Origin of the sequence: Streptomyces sp. NPDC059456, from assembly GCF_042750055.1 — a bacterium.
Lineage (GTDB): Bacteria > Actinomycetota > Actinomycetes > Streptomycetales > Streptomycetaceae > Streptomyces.
In genome coordinates this window covers 1-9,107 of record NZ_JBHYVA010000323.1, presented here as the reverse complement: position 1 = coordinate 9,107, position 9,107 = coordinate 1, and the positions used below count along the sequence as shown (strand labels likewise).

Annotated in this window: 11 protein-coding genes and 1 pseudogene; 6 read left to right on the top strand and 6 right to left on the bottom strand. The window is 72.6% G+C overall.

The features are described from left to right. From ACFXA3_RS25155 to ACFXA3_RS25135, 5 genes and pseudogenes are all read right to left on the bottom strand, one after another. Positions 1-367: pseudogene (locus ACFXA3_RS25155) on the bottom strand (hypothetical protein); the annotation flags it as partial. A gap of 175 nt (positions 368-542) precedes the next feature. Beyond that, a complete protein-coding gene (rsrA, locus tag ACFXA3_RS25150; protein WP_053784609.1) occupies positions 543-845 on the bottom strand; it encodes a mycothiol system anti-sigma-R factor in 303 nt (100 codons plus the stop codon). Next, complete coding sequence (locus ACFXA3_RS25145; RefSeq protein ID WP_008741505.1) at positions 842-1,486, bottom strand: sigma-70 family RNA polymerase sigma factor; 645 nt, start codon at positions 1,484-1,486, stop codon at positions 842-844. Before ACFXA3_RS25145 ends, rsrA begins: the two co-directional genes overlap by 4 nt. 354 nt (positions 1,487-1,840) lie before the next feature. Next, positions 1,841-2,497, bottom strand: a complete 657-nt coding sequence (locus ACFXA3_RS25140; protein ID WP_385190401.1) for an alpha/beta family hydrolase — start codon at positions 2,495-2,497, stop codon at positions 1,841-1,843. Positions 2,498-2,605: 108 nt separating this feature from the next. Then, a complete protein-coding gene (locus ACFXA3_RS25135; protein WP_385190399.1) occupies positions 2,606-3,421 on the bottom strand; it encodes an SOS response-associated peptidase in 816 nt (271 codons plus the stop codon). A gap of 53 nt (positions 3,422-3,474) precedes the next feature. Here ACFXA3_RS25135 and ACFXA3_RS25130 point away from each other — a divergent pair, with 53 nt between their 5' ends. The 4 genes from ACFXA3_RS25130 to ACFXA3_RS25115 all read left to right on the top strand — a co-directional run bounded on the left by ACFXA3_RS25130 (position 3,475) and on the right by ACFXA3_RS25115 (position 7,037). Then, on the top strand, positions 3,475-4,188 hold the full coding sequence (locus ACFXA3_RS25130; protein ID WP_385190396.1) for a M50 family metallopeptidase: 714 nt from the start codon (positions 3,475-3,477) through the stop codon (positions 4,186-4,188). A gap of 65 nt (positions 4,189-4,253) precedes the next feature. Further along, on the top strand, positions 4,254-5,603 hold the full coding sequence (gene aroA / locus ACFXA3_RS25125; protein ID WP_385190393.1) for a 3-phosphoshikimate 1-carboxyvinyltransferase: 1,350 nt from the start codon (positions 4,254-4,256) through the stop codon (positions 5,601-5,603). An 8-nt stretch (positions 5,604-5,611) separates the two neighbouring features. Then, a complete protein-coding gene (rsgA, locus tag ACFXA3_RS25120; RefSeq protein ID WP_385190391.1) occupies positions 5,612-6,622 on the top strand; it encodes a ribosome small subunit-dependent GTPase A in 1,011 nt (336 codons plus the stop codon). Positions 6,623-6,713: 91 nt separating this feature from the next. After that, the gene (locus tag ACFXA3_RS25115; RefSeq protein ID WP_007266432.1) at positions 6,714-7,037 is read left to right on the top strand and encodes a multidrug efflux SMR transporter; all 324 of its coding nucleotides are present in this window, start codon (positions 6,714-6,716) and stop codon (positions 7,035-7,037) included. On the opposite strand, the gene ACFXA3_RS25110 is transcribed toward ACFXA3_RS25115, so the two are convergent. After that, positions 7,003-7,575 (bottom strand): TetR/AcrR family transcriptional regulator, encoded by a 573-nt coding sequence (locus ACFXA3_RS25110; RefSeq protein WP_385190388.1) that lies wholly within the window; start codon positions 7,573-7,575, stop codon positions 7,003-7,005. The two genes, ACFXA3_RS25115 and ACFXA3_RS25110, sit on opposite strands and share 35 nt — an antisense overlap. 137 nt (positions 7,576-7,712) lie before the next feature. Between ACFXA3_RS25110 and hisN the strand changes: the two genes are divergently transcribed. Beyond that, a complete protein-coding gene (gene hisN, locus ACFXA3_RS25105; RefSeq protein WP_385190385.1) occupies positions 7,713-8,519 on the top strand; it encodes a histidinol-phosphatase in 807 nt (268 codons plus the stop codon). Between the two features lie 158 nt (positions 8,520-8,677). After that, positions 8,678-9,073 (top strand): cyclic nucleotide-binding/CBS domain-containing protein, encoded by a 396-nt coding sequence (locus ACFXA3_RS25100; protein WP_054223172.1) that lies wholly within the window; start codon positions 8,678-8,680, stop codon positions 9,071-9,073. The last annotated feature ends 34 nt before the right edge of the window (positions 9,074-9,107 follow it).

Genomic DNA, 9,107 nt, shown 5'->3' with positions numbered 1-9,107 from the left:
CCCTCTCTCTGGGGGTGCGTCCGCGTGTTGTTGCTCCCCGCCGCGCCCCCGCCGGCGGGGGGGGGGCGGCCGCCCGCACGCCCCCCTGGGCCACCCCGCCGGGCAGCGCGACGCGCGCGGCGGCGGCCGGCGGCAGCAGGAAGACCGCGGCGAGGACCACGGGGAAGAAGGAGCCGATGCCCTCGGGGACCCGGCCGCCCGGCAGCGGGCAGGCCTTGACCAGTTCGCAGCCGAGGTAGAGGAGGGCGAGCAGCCCGACGGCGGTCCAGGGGGTACCGGGATCGGCGAGGGCCGGGGCGGTGCAGGCCGATGCCGCGAGGACGGCGCACAGGACGTATCCGCGCGCCGCCGGCGGAAGTACCCGCATGGCGCTCTCCTCCCCTGTGCGGTGCACATCCGGCGCCGCATCGCACCGGCACCGTTTGGGGAGAATAGGTGGGGCCCCTTGCGCAGCGGGCCACATTTTCGTATTGCGCCGTACGGGCGCCCCCGGATTAGCACCTTCGGGTGAACGAAGTGGACTTCCAGGGGCGGTTGTTCGATCAGCCGGTGGCGGGGTCCGCGGTCACGTCGTGATCGGGGACGGCCTGGCCGGAACGGATCAGCTCGATCCGTCCCATGACCTTCGAGCGCAGGTCGGTCGGCACGTCGTCCGAACCGCAGCAGCGCTTCACCAGCTTCTTGACGGCCTGCTCAAGGCCGTACTTCTCCAGGCAGGGATTGCACTCGCCGAAGTGTGTCTCGAACTTCGTGCAATCGCTGTCCGGCATCTCGTGGTCCAGGAACTCGTACAGGTGGTCCAGGACCTCGGAGCACTCCGTCTCGTGCGGCTCTCCGCAGCTCATGAGCCCGAGCCTTTCAGGTCGTTCGACTCTCCCGCGCCCGCGGGGACCAGCCCGCGCTCACGGGCATAGTCCTCCAGCATTCCGCGGAGTTGACGGCGGCCACGGTGCAGTCGCGACATGACCGTACCGATGGGTGTACCCATGATGTCCGCGATCTCCTTGTACGCAAAGCCCTCTACGTCTGCAAGATAGACCGCGATGCGGAACTCTTCCGGAATGGCCTGGAGGGCTTCCTTCACGTCCGAATCGGGCAGGTGGTCGAGCGCCTGCGACTCGGCGGAACGCAGCCCCGTCGACATGTGCGACTCGGCGCGCGCCAGCTGCCAGTCCTCGATCTCCTCCGCCGCGCTGCGCTGCGGTTCACGCTGCTTCTTGCGGTAGGAGTTGATGAACGTGTTGGTCAGAATGCGGTACAGCCACGCCTTGAGATTGGTGCCCTCGCGGAATTGGTGGAAGGACGCGTATGCCTTCGCATACGTCTCCTGGACCAGGTCCTCGGCGTCGGCCGGATTGCGCGTCATGCGCAGCGCGGCCGAGTACATCTGGTCGAGGTAGCCGAGGGCATCCCTCTCGAAGCGCGCATTGCGCTCCGGGGTCGTCTCCTCCGCGTGGCCTTCGTCGGTCCCAGCGACAGGACCCACCTCCTCCGACTGCGTGACGGCTCCGAAAGCGGACCCGCTCGAATCGGAGAATAGTCGACCATCCCGGCCTTCCGCCGCCTGAAGCGGGCCGCGCTTGGGCCCGGGCAGGACCGTCCAGTCCAGGCCTGCCGCCTGCGGACGGTGCTGGCTGATGACCTGGGTCATGCGCTCCCTCTCCTCCGACGTGTTCCCGTACGTTCTGACATCCGGCACAACAGAAGGTTCGGGCCGCGCATTCCCGTGCGGGGGCGGGGTTTTCGGCCTCTGTCAGGCGGGCGCCGCAAAGTGATCGGAATCACTCGGCATTCCCGGCGGATTCCCGGATTCCGTACGCCGGGGCCCCAGGAGGGGCGATCAGCGGGGAATACCGGTCAGCCAGGCGGCGACGGCCTCGGTGATCACCGCGAGCGTCTCGTCCTGGGTCGGACCGGCCTTCTTCGGCACGGCGAAGCCGTGGTCGGCGTACGGGACCTCCACCAGCTCGTACGGGGCCTGCGCGTCCGGCGGCGGGAACTCCTCCGGCCGCCCGAAGGGGTCCCGGCCGCCCTGGACCACCAGGGTGGGCCGCCCGGCTCCGGTGAGCTCCGCCGCCCGGGACTTCTCGGGCCGCCCCGGCGGGTGCAGCGGGAACGCCAGGGCCAGCACCCCGGCCGCCCCGAGCCCGGCGGCGGTCCGGCAGGCCACCCGGGCCCCGGCGCTGCGTCCGCCGGCCACCACGGGCAGCCCGGGCTCCGCCAGGGCCGGCCACAGGCCCCGCCAGCCCTCGTCGAGCACCTTGGGAGCGGCGGCCACCTTCTTCCCGGCGACCCGCCACGGCTGCTCGACCAGCGCGACGGTGATCCCGTGCGCGGGCAGGGCTGCGGCCAGCGCCCCGAGGTCGCGGGCCTCGATCCCGCCGCCGGCGCCGTGGCTCACGGCGAGGACGAGGCGGGCCGTGCGGGCGGGCGCGGGGTGCCAGGTGATGCGGGCCTCGCCCGCCGGGGTGTCGACGCTCTCGGTACGCGTGGTCATGGCACCCATCCTGCCCGGGGCGGACGGCCCGGGCGGGCCGACATCCGCACGACCGCACGACCGCACCAGCCCACGAGCCCACGAGCCCACGAGCCCACGAGCCCACGGTCAGAACAGCGTGCCCTCCTCCGGAGCGGCCAGCTCGTGGAGCAGCTCCGGGCCGTTGTTGCGGACGTTGCTGACGGCGGTGGAGACCGGGTACGCGCGCATCAGGCCGCCCGGCGGCGGCGCGAGCAGGGCCTGGAGCTCGTCGGGGTCCGTCCGGGCCGGGTCCAGCCAGGCGTCCCAGCGGTCCGGGGTCAGCATGAGCGGCATCCGCGGGTGGATCTCGGCGAGCGAGGCCGGCCCTTCGGCGGGGGCCACGCCCAGCGGCCCGGTCTCGGCCTCGGCGGTGATCACCGAGCAGGTCGCCCACCAGGCCTGCGGGTGGTCGCCGGGCAGGGCCGGGTCGCGCCAGAACTCGTACATGCCGGCCATGGCGAAGACGGAGCCGTCGGCGGGGAGCACGAAGTACGGCTGCTTGCGGGCCCGCTTCTTCTTCCCCTCGACCTCCAGCTGCCGCTCGTCGTGGGCGGTGACCCACTCGTAGTAGCCGTCGGCGGGGACGATGCAGCGCCGCTGCGCGAAGGGGCGGCGGAAGGACGGCTTCTCGGCCAGCGTCTCCGACCGGGCGTTGATCATGCGGGCGGCGCCGTCGGGGTTCTTGGCCCAGGAGGGGACGAGGCCCCACTTCACGACGCGCAGCTGACGAACCGGACGGGGATCCCCCGCGTCTTTCACGGGACGGTCGAGGACGATGTGGACCTCCTTCGTCGGCGCCACGTTCCAGTCGGGTGCCAGGGTCTCCTCGGGCTCCCACCGCTCGACGCCGAAGGCCTCCGCCAGGTCCTCGGGCTTACGACTCGCTGCATACCGTCCGCACATGGCTGCCACACTGCCATCCGAACCACCCTCCACCGCAAGGAGTCCGCCACTCTATGGACAGCACGACGACCGCCGGCATATGGGACCGGCTCACCGGCTTGCAGACCCCGCCGGCCCTGTGGCTGGTGATCGTGACGGGCCTGGCCGCGCTGGCCGCCGTCGGACTGCGCCCGCTGTGGAAGCTGTCCCGCAATGCCGTGACCATCGCCCACGAAGGCGGCCACGGGCTGATCGCGCTGCTGACCCGGCGGCGGCTCGAAGGGATCCGGCTGCACTCGGACACCAGCGGGGTCACCGTCAGCTGGGGCAAGCCGACCGGGCTCGGCATGATCCTGACGGCCGCCGCCGGGTACCCGGCGCCCTCGCTGCTCGGGCTGGGCGGGGCCGCGCTGCTGTCGGCGCACCGGATCACGCTGCTGCTGTGGGCGGCCACCGTGCTGCTGCTGGCGATGCTGGTGATGATCCGCAACGCGTACGGCGCCCTGACGGTGGTGCTGACGGGCGGCACGTTCGTGCTGGTCTCCTGGTTCGCGACGGCCGAGGTCCAGGCCGTGTTCGCGTACCTGGTGGTGTGGTTCCTGCTGCTGGGCGGGGTGCGGCCGGTCTTCGAGCTGGGCGCCAAGCGCCGCGGCGGCGGGGCGCCGGATTCCGACGCGGACCAGCTGGGGCGGCTCACGCACGTCCACCCGGTGGCCTGGCTGCTGCTCTTCCACGCGGTCGCGCTGTGCTCGCTCATCGGCGGCGGCCGCTGGCTTCTCAACCTCTGAGACCGGGCCCGCGGCGGCGGCGCGATCAAGATCTGGGCCCGTGGCGAGCCACTAAAGTGGGGGCCATGACCGAGACCCCCGCGCTCCCCGCCCTCTGGCCCGCCCCGCTCGCCGACGGCGCCGTCCACGCCACCGTCACCGTGCCCGGGTCGAAGTCGGTCACCAACCGCGCCCTCGTCCTCGCCGCGCTCGCCGCCGAGCCGGGCTGGGTGCGCCGCCCGCTGCGCTCGCGCGACTCCCAGCTGATGTCGGACGCGCTGCGCGCGCTCGGCGTCGGCATCGAGGAGACCGCCTCCTCCAGCTCCGGTGACGGCGCGGGCGGCGAGGCGTGGCGGATCATCCCCGCCGCCCTGCACGGCCCGGCCACCGTCGACGTCGGCAACGCGGGCACGGTCATGCGCTTCCTGCCGCCCGTCGCCACGCTGGCCGCCGGCGACATCCGCTTCGACGGCGACCCGCGCTCCTACGAGCGCCCGCTGGGCCAGGTCATCAGCGCCCTGCGCACCCTCGGCGCCCGGATCGACGACGACGGCCGGGGCGCGCTGCCGCTGACCGTCCAGGGCGGCGGCGCGCTGGAGGGCGGCGTCGTGGAGATCGACGCCTCGAACTCCTCGCAGTTCGTCTCGGCCCTGCTGCTGTCCGCGCCGCGCTTCAACCAGGGCGTCGAGGTCCGGCACGTGGGCACCACCCTGCCGTCGATGCCGCACATCCGGATGACCGTGGAGATGCTGCGCGCGGCGGGCGCCCAGGTCGACACCCCCGAGGCGGGCGGCGAGCCGAACGTCTGGCGGGTCGCGCCGAGCGCGCTGCTGGGCCGCGACATGGTGGTGGAGCCGGACCTGTCGAACGCGCAGCCGTTCATGGCGGCGGCCCTGATCACCGGCGGCACGGTCACGATCCCGGACTGGCCGCGCCGCACCACCCAGCCCGGCGACGAGCTGCGCCGGATCTTCACGGAGATGGGCGGCTCCTGCGAGCTGACCGACGCGGGCCTGGTCTTCACCGGCAGCGGCAAGATCCACGGCATCGACGTGGACCTGGGCGAGGTCGGCGAGCTCACTCCCGGCATCGCGGCCGTCGCCGCGCTGGCCGACTCCCCGTCCACCCTGCGCGGCGTGGCCCACCTGCGCCTGCACGAGACGGACCGGCTGGCGGCGCTGACCGCGGAGATCAACGGCCTCGGCGGCGAGGTCACCGAGACCGCCGACGGCCTGCACATCCGCCCGCGCCCGCTGCACGGCGGCGTGTTCCACACGTACGACGACCACCGGATGGCCACCGCGGGCGCGGTGATCGGCCTGGCGGTGGAGGGCGTGCAGATCGAGAACGTGGCGACGACCGCGAAGACCCTGCCGGACTTCCCGAAGATGTGGACCGGGATGCTCGGCGAGACCGCGCGGGTAGCGGGAGCGTAGGGCCCGACATGCGCAGGTACGGCAAGCACACCGACGAGGACGACATCCGCCAGCGGCCCAACCCCAAGGGCAACCGGCCCCGGACCACCATCCGGCCCAAGCACGAGGACGCGGCCGAGGGCTTCGTCCTGACCGTCGACCGCGGGCGGCTGACCTGCCTGGTCGACGGCCGCTCGATCACCGCGATGAAGGCCCGCGAGCTGGGCCGCAAGGCGGCGGTGGTCGGCGACCGGGTCTGGATCGTCGGCGACCTGTCCGGGAAGAAGGACACCCTCGCGCGGATCGTGCGGATCGAGGAGCGCAAGTCGGTCCTGCGGCGCACCGCGGACGACGACGACCCGTACGAGCGGGTGGTCGTCGCCAACGCGGACCAGCTGGCGATCGTCACGGCGCTGGCCGACCCGGAGCCCCGGCCGCGGATGATCGACCGCTGCCTGGTGGCGGCGTACGACGCGGGGCTGGAGCCGCTGCTGGTGCTCACGAAGTCGGACCTGACCTCCGCGGACAAGATCCTGGAGATCTACTCCACGTTCGGTCTGAACTACGTGGTGACCAATCGCGAGGAGCTCGCGACCGGGGACGCCGCCGACCGGGTGCGCGAGCGCCTGGCCGGCCGGATCACCGCCTTCGTCGGCCACTCCGGCGTCGGCAAGACCACCCTGGTGAACTCGCTGGTCGCCGAGGGCCGCCAGCGCGCCACCGGGCACGTCAACGCGGTGACCGGACGCGGCCGGCACACCACGACCTCCGCGCTCGCGCTGCCGCTGCCGGACGGCGAGGGCTGGGTCATCGACACCCCGGGCGTGCGCTCCTTCGGCCTGCACCACGTGGATCCCTCCCGGGTGATCCTGGCCTTCCCGGACCTGGCTCCCGGTACGGAGGACTGCCCGCGGGCCTGCAGCCACGACGAGAAGGACTGCGCCCTCGACAAGTGGGTGGAGGACGGCCACGCGGATCCGGCGCGGCTGTACTCGCTGCGGCGGCTGCTGGAGACCCGCGAACGCCGCGAAGGCGACTGATCGTCCGGAGGGGTTTGCCGGGTACCACGTCTGGTAAATGCATAATCGCACCACGTGACACGACGTCACCTGACGCGGGGAGGCATGCGCCATGGCGTGGCTGCTGGTGGTGGTCGCGGGAATCCTGGAGACCGGTTTCGCGGTCTGCCTCAAGCTGTCCCACGGATTCACCCGGCTGTGGCCGACGATCGCCTTCGCCTGCTTCGCCCTGGGCAGCTTCGGCCTGCTGACGCTGGCGCTGAAGAAACTGGACGTGGGTCCCGCCTACGCGGTGTGGACCGGCATCGGGGCCGCCGGAACGGCCATCTACGGCATGGTCTTCCTCGGCGACCTCGTCTCGACCCTCAAACTCGTCTCGATCACGCTGGTCATCCTGGGCGTCATCGGCCTCCAGCTGTCCGGTTCGGCTCACTGAGCAGGCGCAGCAGCCGCAGCAGTTCACCGAGGCCCTGCTCCTCGCCCGGGGCTATGACGTACGACAGCGCGAGGCGCACGGCGAGTTCGCAGCGCTGCGCGCCCTCCCCCGGGGCGAGTCTGGCCGAGGCCCGGTCGCGGACGGCCCGGGCCAGTTCCCCCGGGCCGGGGGCCGGCACTCCGGGGCGCACTCCCTGCCCGGGCGGGGTCGGTAAGTTCCCGTCCCAGCACCCCGTCAGCAGGGCCCGTACGAGGGGACGCGCGCGGGCCGCCCGTACGGTCCACTCCGCGACCGAGGCGAGCCGCTCGGTCGCCCCGGCCGGGGAGCGCAGCACCCGGTCCACCCCTTCGAGGTACCAGTCGGCCTCGCGGCGCACCAGGGCCCGGCCCAGGCCGGCCTTGCCGCCGAACTCGTTGTAGAGGGTCTGCCGGGACACCCCGGCGGTGGCGGCCACGTCGACCATCCGCACGGAGGGCCAGGGGCGCGCCAGGAGCGCCGCCCCCGCCGCTTCCAGCAAGGACTCCCGGGCTGCCGGCATGCGCGCCTCCCCGCTCGACTTCCCCGCTCGGCCGTTCCCGCCAGAGTTGACGGACCGACAGATCCTGTCAAGGGCGCCTGCCGACCGCACCGTGGACGGCGTTCGCCGGGTCCGGGCGGTCCCGATACTGTTCGGCCATGCCCGAGTATGACGATGACCTGCGCCTTGCCCTCGAACTCGCCGACGCTGCGGACGCCGCCACGATGCAGCGGTTCCGCGCCCTCGACCTGAAGGTCGAGACGAAGCCGGACATGACGCCGGTGAGCGAGGCGGACAAGGCGGCCGAGGAGGTCGTCCGGGCCGGGATCGAGGCCGCGCGGCCCGACGACGCGATCCTGGGCGAGGAGTACGGGCTCAAGGGCAGCGGTCCGCGCCGCTGGGTCGTGGACCCGATCGACGGCACGAAGAACTACGTGCGCGGGGTACCCGTCTGGGCGACGCTGATCTCGCTGATGGAGGAGGGCTCCGACGGGGTCTTCCGGCCCGTGATCGGCGTGGTCTCGGCGCCGGCGCTGGGCCGCCGCTGGTGGGCGGCGCAGGGCGGGGGCGCGTACGCCGGCGGTGCGCTGGGCGGTGCCCCCGTGCCGCTCGGCGTCTCGAAGGTGGGCACCCTGGGCGACGCGTCCTTCGCGTACTCCTCGCTGAGCGGGTGGGAGGAGCAGGGCCGCCTCGGCGGGTTCCTGGACCTGACCCGGCAGTGCTGGCGCACGCGCGGTTACGGTGACTTCTGGCCGTACATGATGGTCGCGGAGGGCTCGCTGGACCTGTGCGCGGAGCCGGAGCTGAACCTGTGGGACATGGCGGCCATCGCGGTCGTGGTCCAGGAGGCGGGAGGCCGGTTCACCAGCCTGGACGGCGCGGAGGGCGTACACGGCGGGAACGCGGCCGCTTCGAACGGGCTGTTGCACGAGGAGATGCTGGGGTATCTGCGCCCGCGCGCCTGAGCCGTCCCGGTCTGCCGGGGTACTGCACCCGGACAACCGGGTGCGCCCCCTTGATGACACTCCGTGTCCATGGGAATCTGGGACTCCTCCGCTTGTGCGCTTGTGAAGACCTTCTCTAAGTGCGGCGGAGGGACTCTCCACAGGAGGTGGTTCTCTTCATGCTCGTCCGCGACGCCATGAGCACCGTGATCCTCACCCTCGGACCCGCCCACACCCTCCGGCAGGCGGCCTGCCTGATGTCCGGCCGCCGCGTCGGCGCAGCCGTCGTCCTCGATCCCGACCACAGCGGGATCGGCATCCTGACCGAACGCGACATCCTCAATTCCCTCGGCGCGGGCCACGATCCCGACCGGGAGTCCGTGGGTGCGCACACCACCAACAACGTGGTGTTCTGCACCCCGCAGGCCACCGTCCAGGAGGCCGCGGAGGCCATGGTCAGCGGCGGATTCCGGCATCTGATCGTGCTGGAGCACGGCGGCCCCGTCGGCATCGTGTCCGTACGCGACGTCATCCGCTGCTGGGTGCCGGCACGGCGCAGCGCCGTACCGGCATAAAAGCCGGAGGGCCGGCCCCCCGACGGGGTCCGGC

What these genes read in the sequence shown, in the direction of transcription:
- ACFXA3_RS25135 (WP_385190399.1), bottom strand. Translation starts at nt 3,421, where the DNA reads ATGTGCGGACGGTATGCAGCGAGTCGTAAGCCCGAGGACCTGGCGGAG.
- rsrA (WP_053784609.1), bottom strand. Translation starts at nt 845, where the DNA reads ATGAGCTGCGGAGAGCCGCACGAGACGGAGTGCTCCGAGGTCCTGGAC.
- ACFXA3_RS25115 (WP_007266432.1), top strand. Translation starts at nt 6,714, where the DNA reads ATGGCGTGGCTGCTGGTGGTGGTCGCGGGAATCCTGGAGACCGGTTTC.
- ACFXA3_RS25110 (WP_385190388.1), bottom strand. Translation starts at nt 7,575, where the DNA reads ATGCCGGCAGCCCGGGAGTCCTTGCTGGAAGCGGCGGGGGCGGCGCTC.
- ACFXA3_RS25130 (WP_385190396.1), top strand. Translation starts at nt 3,475, where the DNA reads ATGGACAGCACGACGACCGCCGGCATATGGGACCGGCTCACCGGCTTG.
- hisN (WP_385190385.1), top strand. Translation starts at nt 7,713, where the DNA reads ATGCCCGAGTATGACGATGACCTGCGCCTTGCCCTCGAACTCGCCGAC.
- ACFXA3_RS25100 (WP_054223172.1), top strand. Translation starts at nt 8,678, where the DNA reads ATGCTCGTCCGCGACGCCATGAGCACCGTGATCCTCACCCTCGGACCC.
- rsgA (WP_385190391.1), top strand. Translation starts at nt 5,612, where the DNA reads ATGCGCAGGTACGGCAAGCACACCGACGAGGACGACATCCGCCAGCGG.
- aroA (WP_385190393.1), top strand. Translation starts at nt 4,254, where the DNA reads ATGACCGAGACCCCCGCGCTCCCCGCCCTCTGGCCCGCCCCGCTCGCC.
- ACFXA3_RS25140 (WP_385190401.1), bottom strand. Translation starts at nt 2,497, where the DNA reads ATGACCACGCGTACCGAGAGCGTCGACACCCCGGCGGGCGAGGCCCGC.